This window comes from Salinarimonas sp. (assembly GCF_046292825.1).
Lineage (GTDB): Bacteria > Pseudomonadota > Alphaproteobacteria > Rhizobiales > Beijerinckiaceae > Salinarimonas.
Genome location: NZ_JBKBQG010000017.1, coordinates 51,436 through 75,512 on the forward strand (window position 1 = coordinate 51,436; position 24,077 = coordinate 75,512).

Here is a 24,077-nt window from a genome sequence, read left to right on the forward strand (position 1 = left end):
TCCCGATCAACGCGGGAGGACGGCCTTCGCGATTAGGGTCCGGTCAGGCGCGAACAGGCGAGTCCCCCAGCCATGGCCGACACGGCAGCACCGAAGCCCGGCAGCACGACCGACGAGATCCCCATCGAGGCGCCTCTCTACGAGAAGCGGCGCCAGCTCTTCGTGCAGAGCGTGAAGGGCCGCTACCGCTCGATCAAGTGGGCGGTGCTCGTGCTCACGCTCGGCGTGTACTATCTCCTGCCCTTCGTGCGCTGGGATCGGGGGCCGAACGCGCCCGACCAGGCGGTGCTGATCGATTTCCCGGCGCGGCGCTTCTATTTCTTCTTCATCGAGATCTGGCCGCAGGAGGTCTATTACCTCACCGGCCTCCTCGTGCTCGCCGCCTTCGTGCTCTTCCTCATGAACGCGCTCGCGGGCCGCGTCTGGTGCGGCTATCTGTGCCCGCAGACGGTCTGGACGGACCTCTTCCTCGCCGTCGAGCGCTTCTTCGAGGGCGATCGGCGCGAGCGCACGAAGCTCTACCAGGGCCGCTGGACCGGCAACCGCATCGCCCGTACCGGCGGCAAGCACTTCGTCTGGCTGATGATCGCCTGGTGGACCGGCGGCGCCTGGGTGCTCTATTTCGCCGACGCGCCGACCCTGGTGTGGCAGCTCGCGACCCTGCAGGCGCCCCTCATCGCCTACATCTGGATCGGCATCCTCACCTTCACGACCTACGCGCTCGCGGGCTTCCTGCGCGAGCAGGTCTGCACCTACATGTGCCCCTGGCCGCGCATCCAGGCGGCGCTGACGGACGAGCACGCGCTCAACGTCACCTACAAGGTCGATCGCGGCGAGCCGCGCGTCTCGCTCAAGAAGAGCGTCGCCTTGCGGGAGACGGGCGAGAAGGTCGGCGATTGCGTCGACTGCAACCAGTGCGTCGCGGTCTGCCCGACGGGCGTCGACATCCGCGACGGGCTGCAGCTCGGCTGCGTGCAGTGCGGCCTGTGCATCGACGCCTGCAACAACGTCATGGACAAGATCGGCCGGCCGCAGGGGCTCATCGGCTACGATTCGGAGTACAATCTCGAGCGTCGCCTCGCCGGCGAGCCCGAGGAGAAGCCGAAGATCGTGCGCGCGCGCACCATCCTCTACGTCGTGCTGATCCTCGGCATCTCCGCCTTCATGGCCTTCCACCTCGCCACCCGCTCGACGCTCGACGTCGCGGCTCTGCACGACCGCAACCCGCTCTTCGTGCAGCTCTCCGACGGCTCGATCCGCAACGCCTACACGGTACGCCTCGCCAACAAGGCGCTCGAGGAGCGCGTGTTCACGCTCTCGCTGGACGGACTGCCGGCGGGCTTCGTGGAGGCGGTCGGCGCGGAGAACGTCTCCGCGCAGTCTCTCTCCGTCGCGGTCGGCCCGGCGCGGACCCGCGAGCTGCGCGTCCTCGTCACGGTGCCGCGCGGCACCGACGGCCCCGCCTCGCGCGAGATCGTCTTCACGCTCGCCGCGCCGGAGGGCGAGAGCGCCTTCGTGCGCGACCACTTCATGATGCCGGCGAATTGACAGGAGCAACCGGACGATGTCCTCCCCCGCCTCGTCTTCCGATTACGTCCCCGGCGGCAAGCCGCTGACCGGCCGCAAGGTCCTGTTGATCTTCCTCGCCTTCTTCGGCGTGATCTTCGCGATGAACTTCTTCCTCGTGAAGATCGCCGCCACGACCTTCCGTGGCCTGGAGACGGCGAGCTCGTATCAGCGCAGCCAGACCTTCAACGCCGAGCTCGCGGCGGTGGCCGCGCAGCGGTCGCGCGGTTGGGCGGTCGAAGCCCATGTCGGCCGCGGCGCGGACGGCGCCGTGCACGCGACCTACACGGTCCGCGATGCGGCCGGCGCCCCGATCGCCGGCCTCGTCGGCACCGCCCGCCTCGCCGCGCCCGCGAACGCGCAGCTCGACGCGTCGGGCAGCGTCGTCGAGACCGCCTACGGCACCTACGAGGTCGTCTTCGCCGGCGATCCGGCGCCCGGCCGCTGGGATCTCGTCACCGTGCTCGAGCAGGACGGGATTCCCGTCTTCCGCTCCCGCAATCGCATCCTCGTCGACTGACAGCCAAGGACACCCCGTCTCGTGAGCGCTTCCCCCGCCGCTTCCGACCGCGTCGATTATTCCGCCTTCGTCACGCCCGGCCAGGACGGCCGCGGCCAGCTCGATCTCGCCATCGACGGCATCACCTGCGCCGCCTGCATCCGCGAGATCGAGGAGGGCGTCGCCGGCCTGCCCGGGCTCGCGACGGCACGCCTCAATTATTCGATGCGCCGCCTGCGCCTGACCCTCGACGGACAGGCCGTGGACCCGACGCCCGTCGTCGAGCGGCTCGAGCGGCTCGGCTACCGCGCCTATCCCTTCACGACCTCGCGCGAGGAGGAGATCGAGGCGGCCGAGACGAAGGACCTGCTGAAGCGCCTCGGCGTCGCGGCCTTCGCGACCATGAACATCATGCTGCTCTCGGTGTCGATCTGGTCGGGCAACGTGTCCGACATCGATTCGGAGACGCGCGACCTCTTCCACTGGATCTCGGCGCTCATCGCGATCCCGACGGTCGCCTATTCCGGCCAGCCCTTCTTCCGCTCGGCGATCCGCTCGATCAAGGCGCGCGCGCTCGGCATGGACGTGCCGATCTCGATCGGCGTGACCCTGGCGGTGGGCATCTCCGTCTACGAGACGCTGCATTCGGCGACCCACGCCTATTTCGATTCGGCCGTGATGCTGCTCGCGTTCCTGCTCGCCGGGCGCGTGCTCGATCAGGCGATGCGCAAGCGCACCCGCGCGGTCGCGGGCAATCTCATCGCGCTGCGCGGCGACACGGCGCGGCGCGTCGATGCCGATGGCGGCATCACCGAGGTCCCGGTCCTCGCGATCAAGGCGGGGGACCGCGTCGCGGTGCGCCCCGGCGATCGGATCGCGATCGACGGCATCGTGGAGGAGGGCGCCTCGGAGGTCGATGCGAGCCTCGTCACCGGCGAGACGGCGCGCGAGCCCGTGGCGCGCGGCGCCCAGGTCCATTCGGGCACGCTCAACGTGACGGGCGCGCTCGTGGTGCGCGCGACCGCCGCCGCCGAGAGCTCGCTCGTCGCCGAGGTCAACAAGCTCCTCGACGCCGCGCTCGTGCAGAAATCGGCCTATGTCCGCATCGCCGACCGCGCCGCCCAGCTCTATTCCCCCGTCGTCCACGCGACGGCGCTCCTGACCGCGATCGGCTGGGTGCTGTGGGGGGCGGACGTCCATTTCGCGGTGATCACGGCGGTGGCGGTGCTCATCATCACCTGCCCCTGCGCGCTCGGCCTCGCCGTGCCGGCGGTGCAGGTCGTCGTTTCGGGAGCGCTGTTCAAGGCGGGGGTTCTCGTCGGGGCGGGCGACGGCATCGAGCGGATCGCGGCCTGCGACACGGTCGTCCTCGACAAGACCGGCACGCTCACGACCCCCGAGGCGCGCATCGCCAACCGCGCGGGGCTCCCCGACGATCTCCTGCGCGACGCCGCCCGCCTCGCCCAGACCTCGAGCCACCCCCTCGCCAAGGCGCTCGGCCTGTCCCTGTCGCGCGAGGGGCTCGACACGAGCGCGCTCGCCGACGCGCGCGAGGAGCCGGGGCAGGGGGTCGAGGCGATGGTCGACGGCACCCGTCTGCGGCTCGGATCGCCCGCCTTCTGCGGGGCCGAGATCGAGGCCGCGATCGCGCTCGCGGAAGACCCGGACGCGACCGCGATCGCGATCCGTCGCGGCGACCGCGTCGCGGTCGTGACGTTGCGCCAGACGCTCAAGGTCGACGCGGCCGAGACCGTCGCCGCCCTGAAGGCGCAGGGCCTGCACGTGATGATCGTCTCGGGCGATCGCGCGGGCCCCGTCGCGCGCGCGGCCTCCGCCGTCGGGATCGCCGATTGGCACGCCGGCGCCAAGCCCGCCGACAAGACGGCGATCATCGAGGCCCTGAAGGCGCAGGGGCGGCACGTGCTGATGGTCGGCGACGGCCTCAACGACGCGCCCGCGCTCGCCGCCGCTCACGCCTCGCTCTCGCCGATCTCGGCCTCGCACATCGCGCAGACCTGCGCCGACGCGATCGTGCTCGGCGAGCGCCTCGCGCCGGTGTCGGAGGCGGTGCGCCTGTCCCGGCGGGCGCTTCGGATCATGCGCGAGAATCTCTGGATCTCGACGATCTACAATCTGATCGCCGTGCCGATCGCGGTCGCGGGCTTCGTCACGCCGTTGATCGCGGCGCTCGCGATGTCCGGCTCGTCGGTGATCGTGACGGTGAACGCGCTGCGCGCGCAGGGCGGCTCCGCCCCGGCGCCGACGCCCGCCCGCGCGGCACCGGCGCCCGCGCCACGTCTGAAGGAGGTGCGCCCGTGAACGTGCTCGTCTATCTCCTGCCGGTCGCGCTCGGCCTCGGCTTCCTCGGCCTCGCCGCCTTCCTCTGGTCGATGCGCACGGGCCAATACGAGGATCTCGAGGGCGCGGCTTTGCGCGTCCTCGACGACGACGATCTGCCGGAGGGCCGCGAGCCCGATCGGTGAGAATTCGGCGGCGCGCTCAGCCTGCGCTTGCCCCCTCCCAGAGCACCACCCCGTCGAAGGCGAAGACCGTCTCGCCGTGCTGGTTGACGCCCTCGTTGCGCTGAAACACGAGCCCCCAGCCCGGGCGCGAGCCGCTCGGGCGGGTCTGGGTGATGGTGGAGGCGTAGGTGATCACGTCGCCGGCATAGACGGGCCGCGTCCAGGCGAGATTGCGGAAGCCAGGCGAGGGGCCGAGCGCCGGAACGTGCAGGCCCGCTTCGCGCGCGGCCTCGGCGGCGCGGGTGCGATGATCGACCATCGCCCGCATCCAGCCGGCGCCCGTATGCCAGCCCGACGCGCAGAGCTTGCCGAAATGGCTCGCGGCCGCCGCATCGGGATCGACGTGAAAGGGTTGCGGATCGAATTGCCGCGCATAGGCGACGATCTCGTCCGCCTCGAAGCGGCGCGCGCCCAGAACGACGCGCTCGCCGGGAACGAGCGCCTCGAAGGGCAGGAGCGGCGCGGCGGGGGAGGGGGCGGGCACGCGATCGGCGGGGGCGTGCGGCACGCTCGGTGCCGGCGGCTCGGCGCCGCGGCGGGCGAAGAGGATCCAGTTCGTCTGCTCGAGGATGCGGGTGCCGGCATCGTCGTCGAGGTGGAAGCGGAAGCGCACGAGGCCGCGATCGGGCCGCGAGCGCGAGGCGCGGGTCTCGAGCACCTCGTGGCCGCCCGAGAGGACGGCGCCGGGCCGCAGCGGCGCCCGCCAGCGCACCTCCTCGATGCCCGGCGAGCCCATCGAGGCGGCGCGCAGGATGAAGCCGTCGGAGAGCATGCGCATCAGGAGCGCGCAGGTATGCCAGCCCGACGCGATCAGCCCGCCCGCCATGCTCGCCCGCCCCGCCTCCTCGTCGAGATGGAAGCCCTGCGGGTCGAACTCGCGCGCGAAGGCGACGATCTCCGCGCGGCTCACCGGGCGCGGCTCGTAGGAGAGCCGATCGCCGGGCCGGAAATCCTCGAAATGGAGATCGGATGTCTCGCTTCCCATCGCGCGCTCGCCTCGTCTGGTGTCCGGCGGCGACCTTAGGCGAAGAGGAGGGCGCCGGGGAGTGCGCGGAATCCCTCCCGGAGGGGAGGGTGGACACGCGAGGGGAGCGAGCGTGGCCGGATAGAGATTTTCCTTCATGCGCCGGGCCCCACCCGACCCCTGTCGCTTCGCTCCAGGGGCCACCCTCCCCTGCGGGGAGGGAGGGGCGCGCGCATCCCTCCCCGGAGGGGAGGGTGGACTTGCGAGGCGAAGCCGAGAAAGGCCGGGTGGGGCCCGGGTGGAGGATTATCCTCCAAGTGTCGGGCCCCACCCGACCCCTGTCGCTCCGCTCCAGGGGCCACCCTCCCCTACGGGGAGGGAGGGGCGCGAAATCCCTCCCCGTAGGGGAGGGTGGACTTGCGAGGCGATAGCCGAGAAAGGCCGGGTGGGGCCCGGGTGGAGAATTCGCGTCGAGCCACGGGCCCCACCCGACCCCTGTCGCTTTCGCTCCAGGGGCCACCCTCCCCTGCGGGGAGGGATGAACGGAAAACGCCGCGCCCGGGGGGGGGCGGCGGCTCGATGTTTGCAATTCCGGTTCGGATCAGGCGCGGCCGGCGCCGGCGAACTCGGGATAGGCCTCCACACCGACCTCGTGCTTGTCGAGGCCGACGCGCTCCTCTTCCTTGGAGACGCGCACGCCCATCGTGAGCTTCAGCGCGTACCAGACGATGGCGGACGCGACGACCGTGAAGGCGCCGTAGGCGAGAACGCCGATCGCCTGCACGCTGAAATACGTGTCGGCGTTCGAGATCGGAACCGCCATCGTGCCCCAGATGCCGGCGAAGAGGTGGACCGGGATCGCGCCGACCACGTCGTCGATCTTCAGCTTGTCGAGGAGCGGCACCGCGAAGACCACGATCGCGCCGCCGATCGCGCCGACGAAGATCGCGACCGGCACGGACGGCGCCAGCGGCTCGGCGGTGATCGCGACGAGGCCCGCGAGCGCGCCGTTGAGCGCGATGGTCAGGTCGACCTTCTTGTAGATCGCCTGGCAGAGCAGCATCGCGGTGACGACGCCCGCCGCCGCGGCGAGGTTGGTGTTGACGAAGATGCGGGCGACGGACGAGGCGTCCTCGATCGTGCCCATCGCGAGCTGCGAGCCGCCGTTGAAGCCGAACCAGCCGAGCCACAGGATGAAGGTGCCGAGCGTGGCGAGCGGCATCGAGGAACCCGGCAGCGGGTTGACGCGGCCTTCCGCCGAGTACTTGTCGGCACGCGCGCCGATGATGAGCGCGCCGGTGAGCGCCGCCCAGCCGCCGACCGAGTGCACCAGCGTCGAGCCGGCGAAATCGGAGAAGCCCATCTCGTAGAGCCAGCCCTCGCCCCACTGCCAGGAGCCGGTGATCGGGTAGAGCACGCCCGTCAGGATCGCGACGAAGATGAGGAACGGCCACAGCTTCGTGCGCTCGGCGATGGTGCCGGACACGATCGAGGCGGTGGTCGCGGCGAACACCATCTGGAAGAACCAGTCGGAAGCCGCGGCGTAATCGCCCGTGTCGAGCGCCGGATCGGGAATGTCCTTCGGGATCGGCGTGCCGAAGAAGCCGCCGCCGACGCCCTCGTACATGAGGTTGTAGCCGATCACCCAGAACATCAGGCCCGCGATCGAATAGAGGGCGATGTTCTTCAGGCACTGCATGGAGACGTTCTTCGAGCGCACCATGCCGGCCTCGAGCATGGCGAAGCCCGCGGCCATCCACATCACGAGGAAGCCGCCGATGAGGAAGAGGAGCGTGTTGAAGACGAACTGGCCGTCGGCCGGCACGGCGGTCGACGCGGCGACCTCGACGGCCTCCTCGACGACCTCGGCGCCCGGAACGACGTCCTGGGCGACGGCCGCCGTGGCGAGGATCGCGAGGGCGGCGGTCGCGCCGATCGCCCGAGTCAGGATGGAAGACGACATGCGAAAACTCCTGCGATGGTTCGGGGCGAGCGGGCGCGTCAGAGCGCGTCCGCGTCGGTCTCGCCGGTGCGGATCCGGACCGCCTTCTCCAGCGGCATGACGAAGATCTTGCCGTCGCCGATCTGGCCGGTGCGGGCGGCAGCCGCGATCGCCTCGACGGCGGGCGCGACGAGATCGGCGGAGACCGCGACCTCGATCTTGATCTTCGGCAGGAAGCTCACGGCGTATTCGGCGCCGCGATAGATCTCCGTGTGTCCCTTCTGCCGACCGTAACCTTTGACCTCGGTGACGGTCAGGCCGTGCACGCCGAGAGCGGTGAGCGCGTCGCGCACCTCCTCGAGCTTGAACGGCTTGATCACAGCCATCACGATCTTCATGGGCAAGCCCCCTTGCATGCCGACCTGCTCGACGCCTGTCGACCGGTTGCGCGAACCCGGGGCCGCGAGCGGACCCGTCGGGTGTCGGGCGGCTCCCAATCAAAGGGCGTGCCAAGACCGGGGGGTTGGGTGAATAAATTGTTGCGACGCGAAAGCGAGAGCCCCGCGCCCATGGCTGCGCCTCGGCTCGGCCATGCGTGTTTCTCCTGATGCGCGACCCGGCTGACCGCTGGTTCAGGCCGGTGGAACGGCGCGCGATCGAGCAGAATGCACAAAGCACAGGCAATAACGATGCGGAGCGCCTCGCCTGCCTGCAAAGCGAGCAGATTCCGTGGCCCTCGCCGATGCACCTCGTGCCCCGCTCGCCCGCGATCTTTCGCCAGGGCATCCGCACGAGCACGGATGCGCGCCCGTCGTGGTCCCGTCACGACGGGCCGCTAGGCCGGCTGTCGGGGAAGAAGGAGACGCGGGATGACGGACGAGACGAGCCGACGGGAGCCGGACGCGGCGCGCGCGGACGCGCTCCTGAGAAACCGCACCTTCGACGAACTCGCGATCGGCGAGGAGGCGCAGGTCACGCGCGTCCTGACGGGACGCGACATCGCGCTCTTCGCCATCGTGTCGGGCGACGTGAACCCGGCCCATCTCGACCCGGCATTCGCGGCGAGCGACCTCTTCCACGACATCGTCGCGCACGGCATGTGGGCGGGCGGGCTGATCTCGGCGGTGCTCGGCACGCGGCTCCCGGGGCCGGGCACGATCTATCTCGGCCAGGACCTGCGTTTCCGGCGCCCGGTGAAGGTCGGCGACGCGATCACGACGCGGGTGCGGCTCGTGGAGAAGCGCGCGGAGAAGGCCGTGTGCGTGTTCGCGTGCGTCTGCGTGAACCAGCACGGCGAGAACGTCGTGACCGGCACGGCCGAGGTGATCGCGCCGACGCAGAGCCTCGTCGTGCCCCGCCCGCACCTGCCCTCGGTGAGCCTCCACGAGGGCGGGCCCGATCCCTTCGATCTCGCCGGCAAGAAGGGGCTCGTCGTCGGCATCGCCAACGACCAATCGATCGCCCATGGCTGCGCGCGCGCCTTCCGGGCGGCCGGGGCCGACCTCGCGCTGACCTATCTGAACGAGAAGGCGCGGCCGCATGTCGAGCCCTGCGCGCAGGCCCTCGGCGCCGACCTCTTCCTGCCCTGCGACGTGCGCGAGGAGGGGCAGCTCGAAGCCGTCTTCGAGGCGATCCGCGCGCGCTGGGGGCGGCTCGATTTCGTGCTGCACGCGATCGCCTTCGCCCCGCGCGAGGACCTGCACGGCCGCGTGGTCGACGCCTCCGCGGCCGGGTTCGGGCTCGCGATGGACGTCTCCTGCCATTCCTTCATCCGCATGGCGCGTCTCGCCGAGCCCCTCATGCAAGCCGGCGGGACGCTGCTCACGGTGACCTTCTACGGCTCCGAACGCGTGGTCGACCGCTACAATCTCATGGGGCCGGTCAAGGCCGCGCTCGAGAGCTCGGTCCGCTATCTCGCCGCCGAGCTCGGCCCGAAGGGCATCCGCGCGCACGCCCTCTCGCCGGGGCCGATCCGCACGCGCGCGGCGAGCGGCATCGACCGGTTCGACGCCCTCCTCGCCGCCGCCGCCGAGAAGGCGCCGCAGCACCACCTCGCCGATATCGACGACGTCGGCGCGCTCGCCCGCTTCCTCGTCTCGGACGCCGCACGGCGGATCACGGGAACGGTGATCCCGGTCGACGGAGGCGCGCACGTGATGGGGTGAGGCGGGAGCGGGCCCGCGCTCTCCTTCCCTTGGGAGTTTGAAAATCTTTCGTTGCGGTGTCATCCCGGACGCCGAAGGCGATCCGGGACCCATACCCGCAACGCATCAGTCGCAGCCTGTAGGCTGCGTTTCTCCGACGATAGCTGCCCGACGGTAGCGGAACGAGCGCGGCATGCGCGCTCGGGGTTGTCGTCGAGGTTATGGGTCCCGGGTCCGCTTCGCGGCCCGCGATGACAACCTCCGAACGATTCACGAACGCCGAGGTGAAGCAGAGCGGCGCCGTCCTCCTCACTCCGCGAGCGGATAAGCCGCCTCGACGACGTACGGTCCGCCGCCGGTGCCGGGTTTGGCCGAGAACACCGCGATGCGGTCGACGGCGAAACGCAGCGGCGGCAGCGGTTCTCGGACGGCGATCCAGGCCGCGACGGCGCGTGCGTCGACGCCGCGCATGCGCGCGAGCGTCACGTGCGGCACGAATTTGCGCGTCTCGGGCGCGAGCCCGGCGCGGCGCGCGAGCCGCTCGACCTCGCTTTGCAGATCGGCGAGTTCGCGATCGGCGGGCAGAGTCGCGATGAGCGCATGCGGCTTGTCGCCCCCGAAGCTCGCGAGGGCGTCGATCGCGAGCGCGATCGGCTCGCGCGGGCGCCGCTCCGCGAGGGCGGCGTAGAGGTCGTCCGCCACGTCGCCGTCGACGTCGCCGACGAAGCGGAGCGTGACGTGCAGATCCTCCCGCGCCACGAAGCGGGCGCCCTCGAGGCCTCCGGCGAGGCCGGAGAGCGTCTCGGCGACAGGCTCGGGCAGCTCGAGCCCCACGAACAGCCGGGGCATGATGCGTCTCCTCTCGTCTGCACAACTCGTATGCGCGCGACGCCCGCATGATTCGCCGACGATTTCACGTTTCTTCAAGACATTCGATGCGATTTTTCCAGTGCATTTGTGAAAAGGCGTGCGATGCCGGCCCTGCTGAGCGTCATCGAAGAGATCGACGAGATCGTGTCCTGCGCGGACCAACGCCGCCGCACGGCGGTCCTGCGCAAGGTGACGAACCTCTTCTTGGAGAAATCCGCCTCGATCGACGAGAGCCATGCGGACGCCTTCGACGAGGTGATCCTCCGGCTGTCGCGCAATCTCGAATTCCGCGCCCGCCTTGATCTGTCGGAGGCGCTCGCCGAGGAGGCGATGGCGCCGCGCCGGGTGGTGCGCGCGCTCGCCTTCGACGACGACGCCCGCGTCGCCGCCCCCGTGCTCGAACGCTCCCCGCGGCTCGACGAGGACGACCTCGTCGCCATCGCCCGGGAGAAGGGGCGCGAGCACCTCCTCGCGCTCGCGCGCCGGGCCCGTCTGTCCGAACGCGTGACGGACGCGCTGATCGCGCGCGCCGACCCGCCCGTCGATCGCAGCGTCGCCGGCAACGACGGCGCCGTCTTCTCGGCGCGCGGCTTCGCCGAGCTCGTCGAGCGCGCCCGCGCCGACGAGACGCTGCAGGCCGTGCTCGAAGCGCGCCGCACGCTGTCGCCCGAGCAGGTCGGACGCCTCGTCGCCGTCGCCCGCGAGCGGGTCCGTGAGACGCTCAAGGACGAGCTCGGCTCGCGCATGGAGCGGGCGATCGACGCCGTCGTCGAGGATCTCGCCGCCGCGATGGTGCGCACGGATGGCGCCCGCGTCGCCCATCTCGACCTCTCCGCCTCCGCCGCCTTCGTGCGCGACCGCGCCCGCACCCGCCCGATCGAGGAGCGCGACGTGATCGAATGGGTGAAGGCCGGCCGCGTCGAGGACGCGCTCGCGGGCCTCGCCCAGGTCGGCAAGCTGCCGCTCGAGATGGTCGCGAGCGCCTATCACGCGCCCGATTACGAGGGCCTGCTCTTCGTGGTGCGCGCGGTGGGCTTCAACTGGGCGACGCTCAAGCTCTTCCTCGCCCAGAAGGCGGGCCGCACGCCGCCCGTCGAGCTCACGCGCGCGGCGTTCGAGAGCTTCGAGCGGCTCTCGATCGACAGCGCCAAGCGCGTCCTGCGCTTCGCCACCACGCGCGAGCGGTTCGGGCGCGGCGGGACGTCCCCTTCCCGCTGAGCTTCTCCCAGGCTGCGCCGATCGTACGCAATCGGCCGAGCTTATGCCCCTCTGCGACATCGGCCACGCTACAGCTCGCTTCGGGAAGTGCGACGCTGGGTAAGGCGGTGGGACGTATCAATGGCTGACCAAGTTTGCCAGATTCATCGTTTCGAAGAGCGGGACATCGATCTCTTGTTGGCGGAAGAGCTTCGCACGAATCCCGCTTTTGCTTCGTGGTTTGCCGAGCGCGCGGCTGGCCCGCCGAAGCTCAGGACACCCGCGTTGCGCACGCGCGTCTCCGTTGTGGAGGATGGAAGTGAGGCGGATCTGATCGCCTGTTTCGCAACCGAATCCGGCGGCACATTTAGAATGTTCGTGGAGGACAAGATTACGGCGGCGATGATGCCGGACCAACTCGGCCGATACGCTCGCCGTGCGCGTGCCGAGGTGGAGCGAGGGGAGATTGTCGGCTACGCGATCGTTCTCTTCGCACCCGCGAGCTACGTTGCTTCTCAACAGAAGGTTGAAGAAATCGTTTACATCACCTTTGAGGAGGCCGCTGCCGCTTTGAGAGACTTGTCGCCATCGCTCAGATCGGAATACCGCGCGTGCTTTCTGGAGGCGGCGCTGCCGATCCGGACCGCCCGAGGACGGGACGCCCGGACTCTTGAAGTCGAGCCATACGTGGCTGAGTGGTGGGAGGCCGTCTACCGCATGCTCGAGCGAGAGTTCCCAGGGTACTTCCTGCCTCCTCAGGTCCGATATCCGAAAAGCGTCTACATCGCACCCCGGACGAGCGGGATGCCGCCATACCTGAGGGTCGATTTCAAGGGGCATGTCGGTGAAGTGGACCTGGCGGTAAAGAACGTGCCGTTTGCGACTCTCGAGAGATCCCTCCGGGGGACGCACGTGCCAGGCCGGTTGATTAGTAACAAGCGCTCATCGGCTATACGCAGAGGCGATCTTCTCCCATTCACGATCGCCGACGGGCATTCGGTTATCGATGATCGAGTGAAAGCAGCGTACGCAGCGGCGAAGTCGTTACTTGATTACTGGTTTCAAAACAAGGAACTTTTCGATGCGGCGGTGTACGGTACAGATTGAAGTCCCCGCTTCCTACATTGCTTCCTCCCTCACCAGAACCGCGTCCCCGGCGGCCCCTTGAACGGACCGACCACCTTCGAGGTGATCCAGCCGCCGTAGAAGCCGCCCTCCTGCGGCACCACGCGCTCGCCGTCGACGAAGCAGGCATCCATCAGGCCGGGATAGACGGCGATGTAGCCCGCCATCGCGGCGAATTCCGGCGTCGGGCGCGGATAGGCCCAGGCGGCGCGCGGGGCACGCTTTCCACCCGCGAGGACGTCGAAATAAACCGCCTGCCCCTTCCATTCGCACAGAGAACCGCCCATCGTGGAGACGAAGGCGTCCGTGTCGCAATCGCCCGGCGGCAGGTAATAGGAGGGCGGATGGCTCGTCTCGAGAACGCGGTAGGCCGCGCGCGAGGACGCGATCGTGCGTCCGCCGAACACGATCTCGACATGCGCGCTCGTCGGCTCGCAGCGGGCTGGGCGCGGATAGTCCCAGACGCTCTCCTGTCCGGGGCCGGGGGGTATCGGCCTGGGCCTCGGCAACATCCTTCGTCCTCCTCCTCGGCGAAGCGCGGCCAGGTGCGCTCGCGTCGTTTTGGTTCCGAAGCATCTGCGCACGCTCCGGCGTGCGTCGATGCTCGTTGCGTCCGCCCATGCTCCCGCCTCTCATGGCACTCGGGGGCGAGGGAGGAAATGCGGCCATGGCTTTTGCACCATCGACGTCCTGCAGATCGGCCTACCCGGTGCCCGGCGCCTTGAGCGGGACACGCCAGCGCATCGGCGGCGCGCTCGACCGCCTCGCGCCGCGCATCCCCGATTTCGAGCGGGAGGCCGTGCTCGACCACGCCTGCGACAACCCGTCTCTCGCGCGCGCGACGCCCGAGACCGCCGCCTGGCTCTCGCTCACCGCCTACGTCCGCCACGTGCTGACGGATTACGACGCCCTCCTCGCCGAAGGCTACGATCGCGACAGCGCCCGCTTCTTCGTCGCCGACCGGATGACCGACATCCTCGTCGCCTGGGGCTGCCGCCGCGCGCTCGACGAAGGCGGGGAGGCCTGAGCGCGCGCTCCGTCGCGATCGGGCCTTTGCGCGGACGCCGCTTGACGGTGGCGCCCGCGCGTGGCCGCATCGGGGGCGCGCGAGGCCCCGCGCGATCCCCGAGAGGAGTCCCGATTTGTCGAGCGTCCGCGACCGTCTGGAGAGCGTGCTCTCCCGCCTCGAAGCCCGTGCCGGCGACGAGCGCGTCTACACGAAGCTCTACAGGCAAGCCGCGCGCGTCGCCGCCGACGCCGCAGACGAGCGGCGCCGGGTGGGCGTGAGCCTCGGCCCGCTCGACGGGCGCATCGTCTCGATCAAGGACCTGTTCGACGTCGCCGGAGAGCCGACCTCCGCCGGCTCGAAGATCCTGCGCGAGGCGGCTCCCGCGGCTGCGGACGCGCCGATCGTCGCGCGCCTGCGCCGGGCCGGCGCGGTGATCCTCGGCAAGACGAACATGTCGGAATTCGCCTTCTCCGGCATCGGCATCAACCCCCATTACGGCACCCCCGGCAACGCCGCCGACCCGACCCGCGTGCCGGGCGGCTCCTCGTCGGGTGCGGGCGTGAGCGTCGGGGAGGGCTCGGCCGAGATCGCGATCGGGACCGATACCGGCGGCTCGGTGCGCATCCCCGCCGCGCTCAACGGCGTCGTCGGCTTCAAGCCGTCCTGCGGGCGCGTGCCGACGACGGGCGCCTATGCTCTCTCGTACACGCTCGATTCGATCGGACCGCTCGCGCGCAGCGTCGCGGATTGCGCGGCGACGGACGCGATCCTGGCGGGGGAGGAGCCCCGCCCGCTCGCGCCGCGCCCGGTCGCCGGCCTGCGGCTCGGCGTGCCGCGCGGGCTCCTCACGAGCGGGCTCGAGGACGTCGTCGAGAGCGCCTTCGAGGCGACGCTCTCCCGGCTCGGCGCGGCAGGCGCGCGGATCGTCGAGATCGACATCGAGGATCTGGTCGGCGCGATGAACGAGGCGATGGCGGTCGCACCCCTCGTCGCCATCGAGGCGGCGGCCGTGCATGCCGACCAGCTCGAAGCGCGCGCCGCCGATTACGATCGCAACGTGCTCGCGCGCATCCGGCGCGGCGCGGGCTTCTCGGCCGCGCACTACATCCGGCTGCTGCGGCGCCGCGAGGGCCTGATCGCCGCGCTCGACGACCGGCTCGCCCCGCTCGACGGCCTCGTGTTGCCGACGACCGCGATCACGGCGCCGCAGATCGCGCCGCTCGAAGCCGACGACGAGGCCTTCATGAGGGCCAACCTCACGATGCTGCGCAACACGACCTTCGGCAATCTCTTCGCGCTGACCGGCCTGTCGCTGCCGATGCCGGACACGCCGCGCCCGGCGGGTTTCATGCTGATGGGCCGCGGCGGCACGGACGCGGCCGTGCTCGCGATCGGGGCGGGGATCGAGGGCGTGGTGACGGGGGCGTGAGCCGCGCTCACATCGTCATCGCGCTCGCCTCGTAGCCGCCCTTGTCGAGGGCGGCCGCGATCTCGAGCGTGTCCGCGCTCGTGAGGATGCGGGCGCGCTTGTGGGCGAGGTCGACCGCGACCTCCGCCCGCGGGTCGACGCCCTGGACGATCCGCGTCACCGCCTTGACGCACCCCTCGCAGGCCATGCCCTCGACCTGCATCAGAACCTCGTGCCGCTCGCTCATCGCGCATCGCTCCCGCAAAACCGAATGCAGCATGTGGACCCGCCCGCGCGAGCCCGCAAGTCGGGGCTCGCCCTGATCGGGCCGGAGGCGATTCCCTTGCGGCATCCGTACTTTCTCACAAGCTGTTGCGCTCGCGGCCTTGTGGGGGGACGGAACGTCGGCCAAAACTGGCGAAATCGTGTCGCGAGCGGAGTGTGACGGTTGGCCCGTCGGGAGACCAACGCGGAGGCAGGCAGGAAGGCGGCGCGCGTGCGCCCGGGGCTCGTCCACGCGGTGGTCGGGGCGGCGGCGCTCGGCTTCGTCGGCGCGCTCGTCGCGAGCCTCCTCGCCGGCGCCGGCCTCGCCATCGCCCTGATCGCCGGCGGCGCCATCGGCGCGCTCGTGCTCGGCGGCGGCGGGCTGATCGTCGCCGCGCGGGGTCGGGCCGCCGCTGAAAAGGCCGCCGACGATCTCGATTTCCTGGCTCGCCGGCTGCTGCGCGTCGAATCGCGCCTCGCCGAGGCCGAGCGCAAGCAACCCCGCGCAGCCGGTCCGTCCGAGACCGAGGAGGAGAACCGCCAGATCCTCGCCGAGGTCACCGGCGAGATCGCGCTGATCAGCGGGCTCCTGCGCGACCTCGCCGCCATGGTCGCGAGCCACGATCGCAGCCTCGCCACCATCGAGGAGGAGCGCGCCCGCGCGCCCGAACCGCGGTTCGAAGAGCCGCGCTTCGAAGAGCCCCGTTACGAGTCGCCTCGTGACGAGGCGCCCCGTTACGAGGCGCCGCGCTACGAGGAGCCGCGCTACGAGGAGCCGGTTTATCGGGACCCTCGCTACGAAGCGCCGCCTCCGCAGGCGCGTCCGCCCGAGCCCCCGCCGCGCGAGCGGACGGAGCCCGCGCCGGTGCCGTTCCGATTCATGCCGATCGTCGAGCAACCCGAGCCGGCGCCGCCGCCCGCGCCGCCGCCCGCGCCAGCGCCCATGCCCGCGCCGCGCGAGGACGTCGATCCGGCGCGCATGCGTGCGATCGTCGAGGCGTTGCGCGCGGACCGGATCGAGATCCACCTGCAGCCGATCGTGTCGCTGCCCCAGCGCAAGACGCGCTTCTACGAGGCGCTTGCGCGCCTTCGGCTCGACGGAGAGACGCTGATCGGCCATGGCGAGTTCATGCCCGCGATCGAGCGGGCGGGCGTCGCGGCGGAGCTCGACGGCAAGGTCGCCGCGCGTGCGGCCGCGATCGCGCGACACCTCCTCGCCCGCGGCTCGGACGCGTTCGTGACCGTGAATCTCGCGCAGGACTCGCTCGAGACGCCGGGCTTCTTGCGCACGCTCCTGCGCCTCGTCGAGGCCTATCCGGACGTGGCCGGCAAGCTCGCCTTCGAGGTCTCGCAGCGCTCCTGGCGCATGCTCGACGCGGAGACCGCCGGCGCGCTCGCGGCTCTGCGGGCGCGCGGGATCGTGTTCGTGATGGATCGGGCAAGCGATCTTCGGGTCGACCCGATGGGGCTCGCCGATCGCGGGGTGCGCTACGTCAAGCTGCCCGCCCGGCTCCTGATCGCCGAGGCGGAGAGCCGCGCGAGCGGGCTCGACATCGCCGTCGCCGACCTCTCCGCGACGCTCGGCCGGGCCGGCATCCGCCTCGTCGCCGACGGGGTCGAGCGCGAGGAGGACGTGCCGGACCTCATCGATCTCGACGTGCCCCTCGGCCAGGGCTCGGTGTTCGGCGCCCCGCGCGCGGTGCGGCCGGACGTCGTCGGCGGCCCGCCGCGCGATCCGCCGCCCAATCGCGGCGGCGGCGCCGAGCCGCCCTCGCCCTCGCGACGCACCGAGGCCGCGGGGGAGGGCGCGCCCGGATCGGGGGGGCGGCCCGGCAACGGCCCCACCGCGACGACCGGGACCGGCGCCGCCTCCCGCGCCGAGCCGCGCGTGCCCTATCGCTCGGTGCTGCGGCGGGCGATCTGAGCCGACCTCACCCCTTGTCCGAGCGCCGCACGCCCTGACCACGGCTCAAGCCGGGCTCGAATCCCTCCGCGTCGAGGGCGCCGGAGACCGGGCGCTCGGGCGGATCGTGGGGCTGCATGCCCTCGCCGGCCGTGCGGTGCTCGGGGATGTTGGGATGCGGATCGTTCTTCTTCTTCAGTTCGAGCGCCTTCTCGGCGTTCTTCTGCATCTCGCTCTTGTCGTTGCTCATTTTTACCGCTCCTGGTTCTTCAACCGATCCGGCAGGCCCTCGTTCGGATCGTCGCTGTTGGTGATCGTCCGCTCGAAATCGCCGACCTTGTCGGAATGGGAATGGCCCATGCGCGTATCGGCGTGGTGGTAGCCGCCCCGCGTCGGATCGTTCGGCTCGCCCGGACGCGTGCCCCGGCCGCCCTCGTCCGTGCGCGTCGGATTCGCTGCCTCCTCCTGGCGGATCGCCTCCGGAGGGCGGCCGGTATTGGCGCCGAAGGTGGCGTCGGTCACCGAGGGCTCGCGGGTCAGCGGGCTCTGCTTCGGCGCCATGCCCATCTCGGCGTTGCGCTTGAGATCGGCGCGGGCCTTCTCCTCCGTCGTGCGGGGATCGTGGCTGTCGCCCGGCATATCGTCTCTCCTCGTGTTTCGTGTCGGAGGGCAAACGCGCCGGAGCAAGGCCACGTTCCGGCAAGCCCCCTTGCCGATGCGGCCGCGATGGGCGATCGATGGGCGCAAGAGGAGGCCCGATCATGGATCTGACCGCGCAGGAGCGCGCTATCGCCGCGGGCGCGCAGGGGGAGGCCGCCGCGCTCGCCATGCGCCTCGTCTCGGAGACGGGGCGGCTCCTGGGCGCGCCCCGCCTGATCCCGGTCGCCTCCGCGCATATCGACGGCGCGCTCTACCACGGCGATTCGGGCGTCCTGTTCGCCGAGCGGCTCGTCGCGGAGGGCGGGCGCGTGGCGGTGCCGGCGAGCCTCAATGTCGGCGCGCTCGATCTGATGCGCCCGGGCAACGTGCGCCTGCCCGCCCATCAGCGCGACATGGCCAAGCGCCTGATGCGTGCCTACGAAGCGCTCGGCTGCCGGCCGACCTGGACCTGCGCGCCCTACCAGGCGGGGCACCGCCCGCGGGCCGGGACGGATGTCGCCTGGGGCGAATCGAACGCGGTCGCCTTCTGCAATTCGGTGCTCGGAGCGCGCACGAACCGCTACGGCGACTTCCTCGATATCGCCTGCGCCCTCGTCGGCCGCGCGCCGCTGACGGGCCTGCATCTCCCGGAGAACCGCCGGCCGAGCCTCGTCGTCGACCTCACCGCGCTCTCCGCCCGGCTGCGGCGCGAGAGCGCCTTCTTCCCCGTCCTCGGCGCCTGGCTCGGGCGGCGCGTCGGCTCCGACGTCGCGCTCCTCGTCGGTCTCGACGGCGCCTGCGGCGAGGACGACCTGAAGGCGCTCGGCGCGGCCGCGGCCTCGAGCGGCGCGGTCGGCCTCTTCCACGTCGCGGGGGTGACGCCGGAGGCGCGCGAATGGGACGCGCACGGCTTCCCCGATCTCCCCCGGATCGTCCTCGACGCCGCGGCCCTCCTCGAGGCGCGGGCGCGGCTGTCGAGCGCGGGCGCGGGGGTCGAGCGGATCGACGCGGTCGCGATCGGCAGCCCGCACGCCTCCGCCGACGAATGCGCGGCGCTCCTGCGCCGGCTCGCCGGGCGGCGCGTCGCGGTGCCCTTCTACGTCAATACCGGCCGTCACGTGATCGCGGCGCTCGACGAGACCGGCGCGCGCGCCGCGCTCGAGGAGGCGGGCATCACCTTCGTCGTCGATACCTGCATCGTGGTGACGCCGATCCTGTCGGGCGCGAGCGGGGTCCTGATGACGAATTCGGGCAAGTTCGCGCATTACGCGCCGGGCAATACCGGCTGGGAGACGCTCTACGGCTCGCTCGGCGATTGCGTGGAGAGCGCGGTATCGGGGCGCGTCGTGCGCGACGAGGAGCTGTGGCGATGAGCGTGCGCGTCCTCTTCCCCGGCGCGGCGGAGGGCCCCGTCCTCGCGCTCGCCGCCCCCTTGAGCTTCTGGGGCGGCATCGACCCCGCGAGCGGGCGGGTGATCGCGCGCGGACACCCGCAGGAGGGGGCGAGCGTCGCCGGCAGCATTCTCGTCGTGCCCGCGCCGATCGGCTCGTCGTCGTCCTCCTCCGTCCTGCTCGAACTGATCCGCGAAGGCCTCGCCCCCGCCGGCATCGTGCTCGGCGCCGCCGACGCGATCCTCGTCGTCGGCTGCCTCGTCGCCCGCGAGATGGGCTGGCCGGCGCCGCCGATCGTGGTGGCGGAGATCGCGAGCGTGCCGATGGGGGCCGCGCGGCTCGCGATCGAGGCGAGGGAGGAGGGGGAGGGGCGGATCGGCGGGGTGGGGTAGGGGGTGAGCGGAATGCCTGGAGATCCCAGGGTTTCCATTCTTTCTTCTTGCCCCGAAAATGCGGAAATCTCTCTCTGGGGTGTCATCCCGGACGCCGAAGGCGATCCGGGACCTATATCCACGACGTGTCAGTCGCAGCCTGTAGGCTGCGTTTCGCCCACGATCGATGCCGAAAGGGGGCGGAGCGAGCGCGGCATGCGCGCTCGGACGATCGTTGTGGGTATGGGTCCCGGGTCCGCTTCGCGGCCTGGGATGACAACCTTCGTATGGTCGTGAAACCCCGAGGTCCAGGAGAGGGAGCTCACCCGATCTGAATGCGCGTATCCATCTCGAGCACGCGGCCGAGCTGCTTGAGGCGGCCGGTGAGGCGCTCGCCGGCGAGGTCGGCCATGTCGTCGGGGAGAGACAGCACGATCTTGCCGCCCTTGACGATCAAGGCCGTCTTCGGCAGCACGCCCTCCATCGCCACCGAGATCGGATAGGCGACGCGGAAGAGCCCGCCGAGGATGCGCGCGAGCTCGATCAGGCGCGGCGTCGCAAGCCCCTTGAGCTGCGCGGACGCCTTCTCCACCGAGAGGCCCTCGTGGCGAAAATAGCTCGACAGCGCCAGGAAGGCGCGGCCGGGATGGTCGAGCGCGACGAAGGCGCCGTTCGCGATCAGGTTGAGGCTCTGCTCGCCGCGATAATCGGGATGGGCGCGCCAGCCGATGTCGGCGAGGAGGCAGGCGGCATGGCGCAGCCGGCACTCGTCCGGCGTCTCGGCGATGCGCGAGGTCTCGAAGAAGCGGTCCGACCAGGCGATCAGCTCGTCCCCGTGCCCCGGCGATCGGGCGCGCAGGAGGTTGAAATCGCCGGACGCGGTGATCAGCGGATCGAGGGGCTTCAACTCGTCGTCGAGCCGCTCGTAGAGGATGCCCTCGCGCACGCCGAGCGCGGAGATCGCGACGCTCTTCGGCCGCCCGAGGCGGATGATCTCCTCGAGCACGATCGCGCCGTAGACGAGGAGCGGTCGGCGGGCGTCGGAGACGGCGTCGATCTCCTTGAGCGCCGCAGCGGGCGTGCGCTCGACCATTTCGAGGAAGGCGATGCCGTCGGCGGGGTCGATGCGGTAATCGTGCATGACGCGCAAGGGATAGGCCTTCTCGGCCATGTGCAGGCGCGCGAGGTTCCGCCAGGTGCCGCCGACCGCGTAGAAGGTGCGACCCTTCAGCTTGGCGAGCTGGGGCGCGCGCGGCAGGGCCTCGCGGACGAGGCGCTGCGCCTTCTTGGGGCTGCCGTCCGAGAGGTCCTGCAGCGCGAGCCCGCCGAGCGGAAGGGTCACGCCCTGGCCGATCGTCGTGCCCTCGACTTCCACGAGCTCGAGCGAGCCGCCGCCGAGATCGCCGACGATCCCGTCCGGCCGGTGGAAGCCCGAGAGGACGCCGAGCGCGGAGAGCTGCGCCTCGCGCGCGCCGGAGAGGAGCTCGATCGGCCGCCCGACGATCTCCTCCGCGCGGGCGAGGAAATCCGGCCCGTTCTGCGCGTCGCGCGCGGCGGCGGTGGCGAGGACGAGCGTCTCGCCGACGCGGATCGTCTCGCACAGGATCTTGAAGCGCGCGAGCGCCTTCAGCGCGCGGGCGACCGCCTCCTCGTCGAGCCGCCCCGTCGAGACGACGTTCCGGCCGAGGCCGCACAGGACCTTCTCGTTGTAGATCGGCATCGGCGCGCGGGTGAGGCCCTCGTAGACCACGAGGCGCACCGAGTTCGAGCCGATGTCGACGATCGCGATCGGACGTCCGACCTCGAGGCGGCCGGGGGCAGCGACGCGGCCGGGCGACTTTCTGGTGGCGAGATCCAAGGAACGCTCCCGGGCTCGAGCTCAGCCGCGTCGGCCGCGCCGTGGCAGCGGCCGCGGGCTCGACGTCTTCAAGGACTTGCCCCGGCCCGACAGGCTGGGATTGGTCATGAAATATTTGTGCGCGTTGAAGGGTTCCTCCCCCTCGCCCGGCACGATGCGCTCGCTCGCGCCGTTGCCCAGCACGCGCCAGCTCTGCTGGTTGTCGAGGAGATTGGCGAGCATGATCTGATCGAGGACCTGCTGGTGCACCGTCGGGTTGAGGATCGGCAGGAGCGCTTCGACCCGTCGGTCGAGATTGCGCTGCATCAGATCCGCCGAGGAGATGTAGACGTGGGCCTGCGGCGAGGGCAAGCCGTGGCCGTTGCCGAAGGCGTAGACGCGCGAGTGCTCGAGGAAGCGCCCGACGATCGACTTCACGCGGATGTTCTCGGACAGACCCGCGATCCCCGGCCGCAGGCAGCAGATGCCGCGCACCACGAGGTCGATCTGCACGCCGGCCGCGGAGGCGTCGTAGAAGGCGTCGATGATCTCCTGGTCGACGAGGGCGTTGCACTTGCCCCAGATCGCCGCCGGCCGCCCCGCCTGCGCGTGCGCGATCTCCTCGGCGATGTGGCCGAGGAGGCGCTTCTTGGCGGTGGAGGGCGAGACCGCCATGCGCTCGAGCTCGGCCGGCTCCGCATAGCCGGTGACGAAGTTGAACACCCGCGCGACGTCGCGCGCGATCACGGGATCGGCGGTGAAGAAGGACAGGTCGGTGTAGATGCGCGCCGTGATCGGGTGGTAATTGCCCGTGCCGATATGGCAATAGGTGACGAGGTGCGAGCCCTCGCGGCGGACCACCATCGAGAGCTTTGCGTGCGTCTTGAGCTCGATGAAGCCGAACACGACCTGCGCGCCCGCGCGCTCCAGATCGCGCGCCCAGCGGATGTTCGCCTCCTCGTCGAAGCGCGCCTTCAGCTCGACGAGGGCGGTGACCGACTTGCCGGCTTCGGCCGCTTCGGCGAGGGCGGCCACGATCGGCGATTGCGAGGAGGTGCGGTAGAGCGTCTGCTTGATCGCCACCACGTTCGGGTCCCGCGCGGCCTGGCTGAGGAAGCCGACGACGGAATCGAAGCTCTCGTAGGGGTGGTGGACGATGATGTCCTTCTCGCGGATTGCGGCGAAAGCGTCGCCGCCGCATTCGCGGATGCGCTCGGGAAAGCGGGGGGTGTAGGGCTTGAACTTGAGGTCGGGCCGCTCGAGCGAGACGATCTGCGAGAGGTCGACGAGGGCGAGCATGCCGTCGACCTGGAAGATCTCGTCGGCCGCGACGTCGAGTTCGTCGGCGACGAATTGCGCGAGGTCGTCGTCCATCGCCGCCTCGACCTCGAGCCGGATCACGCTGCCGCGGCGGCGCTGCTTGAGCGCCGTCTCGAAGACGCGCACGAGATCCTCCGCCTCCTCCTCGATTTCGAGATCGCTGTCGCGGATGACGCGGAAGGAGCCCTGGCCGACGATCGCATAGCCGGGGAAGAGCCGGCCCGTATGCATCACGATCGCCTGTTCGAGCGCGATGAAGCGTTGCGTGCCCGCGCCGTTGTCCGGCAGCTTGATGAAGCGGTCGATCTTCACCGGCAGGCGGATGAGCGCGTTGAGCAGCCGCCCGTCGCTCTGGCGCCGCAATTTGAGCGCGAGCGATAGCCCGAGATTGGGGATGAAGGGGAACGGATGGGCGGGGTCGATCGCGAGCGGGGTGAGGATCGGGAAGACGTAGGCGAGGAAATGGTCCTCGAGCCAACCGCGCTCGGCCTCGTCGAGATCGCCGGCGCCGACGGTCTCGATGCCCTCGGCGACGAGCTCGGGCAGGAGCGCCCGCCAGCGGGCCTGCTGGTCGCTCGCCAGCACCGACACCTCCTGCGCGATCCGCGCGAGCTGCTCGGAGGGCGTGAGCCCGTCCTGGCTGACCGCCGAGACGTTCGAGCGCACCTGACCCTTCAGGCCCGCGACGCGGACCATGAAGAACTCGTCGAGATTGTTCGCGGAGATCGACAGGAAGCGCAGCCGCTCGAGCAGCGGATGGCCGGCATTCTCGGCCTCCTCGAGCACCCGCCGGTTGAACTGCAGCCAGGACAGCTCCCGGTTGACGAACCGGTGCGGCGTGCCCCGCAGATCCGCGCCCTCGGGCGGTTCGCCCTTCTGGACGGCGGGCGGGCTCTCGACCGTCGCGATCGCCTCGGCTTCCTCGCGACTGATATTCGCCCGCAAGGCCTCCTCCTTCGGCTTCCGGACGGAGCGTGGTCTGGTTCGGCTCGTCATGCGCTCCTCGTGCTGCGAAGGATAGAGGGTCTCGGTGACGGGAGGAAGTCGGTAGGCCTACGCGACGAAGGGGCTGCGTTTCTCCGATGTTCGAAATCCCTCCCCGTAGG

Annotated in this window: 22 protein-coding genes and 1 pseudogene; 13 read left to right on the forward strand and 10 right to left on the reverse strand. The window is 70.7% G+C overall.

The features are described 5' to 3' along the window. Positions 1-72 precede the first annotated feature (72 nt). From ccoG to ccoS, 4 genes are read left to right on the forward strand one after another with little or no spacing between them, the layout of a single operon-like run. The gene (gene ccoG, locus ACK4UM_RS10450) at positions 73-1,548 is read left to right on the forward strand and encodes a cytochrome c oxidase accessory protein CcoG (RefSeq protein WP_409798500.1); all 1,476 of its coding nucleotides are present in this window, start codon (positions 73-75) and stop codon (positions 1,546-1,548) included. Between the two features lie 16 nt (positions 1,549-1,564). Next, entirely contained in the window at positions 1,565-2,086 is a 522-nt protein-coding gene (locus ACK4UM_RS10455) for a FixH family protein (protein ID WP_409798502.1), read from the forward strand. A gap of 21 nt (positions 2,087-2,107) precedes the next feature. Then, positions 2,108-4,384: a heavy metal translocating P-type ATPase gene (locus tag ACK4UM_RS10460; RefSeq protein ID WP_409798504.1), complete on the forward strand. Its 2,277-nt coding sequence runs from the start codon at positions 2,108-2,110 to the stop codon at positions 4,382-4,384. Continuing rightward, positions 4,381-4,548, forward strand: coding sequence for a cbb3-type cytochrome oxidase assembly protein CcoS (gene ccoS / locus ACK4UM_RS10465; RefSeq protein ID WP_409798506.1), 168 nt, complete (start codon positions 4,381-4,383; stop codon positions 4,546-4,548). The genes ACK4UM_RS10460 and ccoS overlap by 4 nt, the downstream gene beginning before the upstream one ends. Before the next feature lie 16 nt (positions 4,549-4,564). Here ccoS and ACK4UM_RS10470 read toward each other — a convergent pair whose 3' ends face one another. From ACK4UM_RS10470 to ACK4UM_RS10480, 3 genes are all read right to left on the reverse strand, one after another. Further along, positions 4,565-5,572, reverse strand: a complete 1,008-nt coding sequence (locus ACK4UM_RS10470; protein ID WP_409798508.1) for a MaoC family dehydratase — start codon at positions 5,570-5,572, stop codon at positions 4,565-4,567. Positions 5,573-6,152: 580 nt separating this feature from the next. Continuing rightward, on the reverse strand, positions 6,153-7,514 hold the full coding sequence (locus ACK4UM_RS10475) for an ammonium transporter (RefSeq protein ID WP_409798510.1): 1,362 nt from the start codon (positions 7,512-7,514) through the stop codon (positions 6,153-6,155). Between the two features lie 38 nt (positions 7,515-7,552). Next, positions 7,553-7,891 carry a P-II family nitrogen regulator gene (locus ACK4UM_RS10480; protein ID WP_409798513.1) on the reverse strand — a complete coding sequence of 113 codons (339 nt, stop codon included), beginning with the start codon at positions 7,889-7,891 and terminating at the stop codon, positions 7,553-7,555. A 471-nt stretch (positions 7,892-8,362) separates the two neighbouring features. Here ACK4UM_RS10480 and ACK4UM_RS10485 point away from each other — a divergent pair. Together ACK4UM_RS10485 and fabI are read left to right on the forward strand one after the other, a co-directional pair. Continuing rightward, positions 8,363-8,791 (forward strand): annotated as a pseudogene (locus ACK4UM_RS10485) (MaoC/PaaZ C-terminal domain-containing protein); the annotation flags it as partial. A 75-nt stretch (positions 8,792-8,866) separates the two neighbouring features. Then, positions 8,867-9,658 carry an enoyl-ACP reductase FabI gene (gene fabI / locus ACK4UM_RS10490; protein ID WP_409798565.1) on the forward strand — a complete coding sequence of 264 codons (792 nt, stop codon included), beginning with the start codon at positions 8,867-8,869 and terminating at the stop codon, positions 9,656-9,658. A gap of 288 nt (positions 9,659-9,946) precedes the next feature. On the opposite strand, the gene thpR is transcribed toward fabI, so the two are convergent. Continuing rightward, positions 9,947-10,486, reverse strand: a complete 540-nt coding sequence (thpR, locus tag ACK4UM_RS10495) for an RNA 2',3'-cyclic phosphodiesterase (protein ID WP_409798515.1) — start codon at positions 10,484-10,486, stop codon at positions 9,947-9,949. Between the two features lie 123 nt (positions 10,487-10,609). On the opposite strand from thpR, the gene ACK4UM_RS10500 reads away from it, so the two are divergent. Together ACK4UM_RS10500 and ACK4UM_RS10505 are read left to right on the forward strand one after the other, a co-directional pair. Then, positions 10,610-11,725: a DUF2336 domain-containing protein gene (locus ACK4UM_RS10500; RefSeq protein ID WP_409798517.1), complete on the forward strand. Its 1,116-nt coding sequence runs from the start codon at positions 10,610-10,612 to the stop codon at positions 11,723-11,725. 120 nt (positions 11,726-11,845) lie between these two features. Beyond that, positions 11,846-12,811, forward strand: coding sequence for a hypothetical protein (locus tag ACK4UM_RS10505; RefSeq protein WP_409798519.1), 966 nt, complete (start codon positions 11,846-11,848; stop codon positions 12,809-12,811). 29 nt (positions 12,812-12,840) lie between these two features. On the opposite strand, the gene ACK4UM_RS10510 is transcribed toward ACK4UM_RS10505, so the two are convergent. Next, positions 12,841-13,341, reverse strand: coding sequence for a DUF427 domain-containing protein (locus tag ACK4UM_RS10510; protein ID WP_409798521.1), 501 nt, complete (start codon positions 13,339-13,341; stop codon positions 12,841-12,843). Positions 13,342-13,496: 155 nt separating this feature from the next. On the opposite strand from ACK4UM_RS10510, the gene ACK4UM_RS10515 reads away from it, so the two are divergent. Together ACK4UM_RS10515 and ACK4UM_RS10520 are read left to right on the forward strand one after the other, a co-directional pair. Beyond that, complete coding sequence (locus ACK4UM_RS10515) at positions 13,497-13,856, forward strand: DUF2293 domain-containing protein (protein WP_409798523.1); 360 nt, start codon at positions 13,497-13,499, stop codon at positions 13,854-13,856. A gap of 115 nt (positions 13,857-13,971) precedes the next feature. Then, positions 13,972-15,267, forward strand: coding sequence for an amidase (locus tag ACK4UM_RS10520; protein WP_409798525.1), 1,296 nt, complete (start codon positions 13,972-13,974; stop codon positions 15,265-15,267). 7 nt (positions 15,268-15,274) lie between these two features. On the opposite strand, the gene ACK4UM_RS10525 is transcribed toward ACK4UM_RS10520, so the two are convergent. Next, positions 15,275-15,493 carry a heavy-metal-associated domain-containing protein gene (locus ACK4UM_RS10525; protein ID WP_409798527.1) on the reverse strand — a complete coding sequence of 73 codons (219 nt, stop codon included), beginning with the start codon at positions 15,491-15,493 and terminating at the stop codon, positions 15,275-15,277. A 201-nt stretch (positions 15,494-15,694) separates the two neighbouring features. On the opposite strand from ACK4UM_RS10525, the gene ACK4UM_RS10530 reads away from it, so the two are divergent. Continuing rightward, positions 15,695-17,434, forward strand: coding sequence for an EAL domain-containing protein (locus tag ACK4UM_RS10530; protein ID WP_409798529.1), 1,740 nt, complete (start codon positions 15,695-15,697; stop codon positions 17,432-17,434). A 7-nt stretch (positions 17,435-17,441) separates the two neighbouring features. On the opposite strand, the gene ACK4UM_RS10535 is transcribed toward ACK4UM_RS10530, so the two are convergent. Together ACK4UM_RS10535 and ACK4UM_RS10540 are read right to left on the reverse strand one after the other, a co-directional pair. Beyond that, positions 17,442-17,663 (reverse strand): hypothetical protein, encoded by a 222-nt coding sequence (locus ACK4UM_RS10535; RefSeq protein ID WP_409798531.1) that lies wholly within the window; start codon positions 17,661-17,663, stop codon positions 17,442-17,444. 2 nt (positions 17,664-17,665) lie between these two features. After that, positions 17,666-18,052 carry a hypothetical protein gene (locus ACK4UM_RS10540; protein WP_409798533.1) on the reverse strand — a complete coding sequence of 129 codons (387 nt, stop codon included), beginning with the start codon at positions 18,050-18,052 and terminating at the stop codon, positions 17,666-17,668. Positions 18,053-18,174: 122 nt separating this feature from the next. On the opposite strand from ACK4UM_RS10540, the gene ACK4UM_RS10545 reads away from it, so the two are divergent. Together ACK4UM_RS10545 and ACK4UM_RS10550 are read left to right on the forward strand one after the other, a co-directional pair. Then, a complete protein-coding gene (locus ACK4UM_RS10545; protein WP_409798535.1) occupies positions 18,175-19,425 on the forward strand; it encodes an aconitase X in 1,251 nt (416 codons plus the stop codon). Beyond that, entirely contained in the window at positions 19,422-19,835 is a 414-nt protein-coding gene (locus ACK4UM_RS10550; RefSeq protein ID WP_409798537.1) for an aconitase X swivel domain-containing protein, read from the forward strand. The genes ACK4UM_RS10545 and ACK4UM_RS10550 overlap by 4 nt, the downstream gene beginning before the upstream one ends. A 301-nt stretch (positions 19,836-20,136) precedes the next feature. On the opposite strand, the gene ppx is transcribed toward ACK4UM_RS10550, so the two are convergent. Then, positions 20,137-21,672, reverse strand: coding sequence for an exopolyphosphatase (gene ppx, locus ACK4UM_RS10555; RefSeq protein WP_409798539.1), 1,536 nt, complete (start codon positions 21,670-21,672; stop codon positions 20,137-20,139). A gap of 21 nt (positions 21,673-21,693) precedes the next feature. Beyond that, complete coding sequence (locus ACK4UM_RS10560) at positions 21,694-23,967, reverse strand: RNA degradosome polyphosphate kinase (protein ID WP_409798541.1); 2,274 nt, start codon at positions 23,965-23,967, stop codon at positions 21,694-21,696. Between the last annotated feature and the right edge of the window lie 110 nt (positions 23,968-24,077).

Coding starts and splice junctions, on each gene's coding strand:
- ccoG (WP_409798500.1), top strand. CDS start 73: ATGGCCGACACGGCAGCACCGAAGCCCGGCAGCACGACCGACGAGATC.
- ACK4UM_RS10455 (WP_409798502.1), top strand. CDS start 1,565: ATGTCCTCCCCCGCCTCGTCTTCCGATTACGTCCCCGGCGGCAAGCCG.
- ACK4UM_RS10470 (WP_409798508.1), bottom strand. CDS start 5,572: ATGGGAAGCGAGACATCCGATCTCCATTTCGAGGATTTCCGGCCCGGC.
- ACK4UM_RS10475 (WP_409798510.1), bottom strand. CDS start 7,514: ATGTCGTCTTCCATCCTGACTCGGGCGATCGGCGCGACCGCCGCCCTC.
- ACK4UM_RS10480 (WP_409798513.1), bottom strand. CDS start 7,891: ATGAAGATCGTGATGGCTGTGATCAAGCCGTTCAAGCTCGAGGAGGTG.
- thpR (WP_409798515.1), bottom strand. CDS start 10,486: ATGCCCCGGCTGTTCGTGGGGCTCGAGCTGCCCGAGCCTGTCGCCGAG.
- ACK4UM_RS10500 (WP_409798517.1), top strand. CDS start 10,610: ATGCCGGCCCTGCTGAGCGTCATCGAAGAGATCGACGAGATCGTGTCC.
- ACK4UM_RS10505 (WP_409798519.1), top strand. CDS start 11,846: ATGGCTGACCAAGTTTGCCAGATTCATCGTTTCGAAGAGCGGGACATC.
- ACK4UM_RS10510 (WP_409798521.1), bottom strand. CDS start 13,341: ATGTTGCCGAGGCCCAGGCCGATACCCCCCGGCCCCGGACAGGAGAGC.
- ACK4UM_RS10515 (WP_409798523.1), top strand. CDS start 13,497: ATGGCTTTTGCACCATCGACGTCCTGCAGATCGGCCTACCCGGTGCCC.
- ACK4UM_RS10525 (WP_409798527.1), bottom strand. CDS start 15,493: ATGAGCGAGCGGCACGAGGTTCTGATGCAGGTCGAGGGCATGGCCTGC.
- ACK4UM_RS10535 (WP_409798531.1), bottom strand. CDS start 17,663: ATGAGCAACGACAAGAGCGAGATGCAGAAGAACGCCGAGAAGGCGCTC.
- ACK4UM_RS10540 (WP_409798533.1), bottom strand. CDS start 18,052: ATGCCGGGCGACAGCCACGATCCCCGCACGACGGAGGAGAAGGCCCGC.
- ACK4UM_RS10545 (WP_409798535.1), top strand. CDS start 18,175: ATGGATCTGACCGCGCAGGAGCGCGCTATCGCCGCGGGCGCGCAGGGG.
- ACK4UM_RS10550 (WP_409798537.1), top strand. CDS start 19,422: ATGAGCGTGCGCGTCCTCTTCCCCGGCGCGGCGGAGGGCCCCGTCCTC.
- ACK4UM_RS10560 (WP_409798541.1), bottom strand. CDS start 23,967: ATGACGAGCCGAACCAGACCACGCTCCGTCCGGAAGCCGAAGGAGGAG.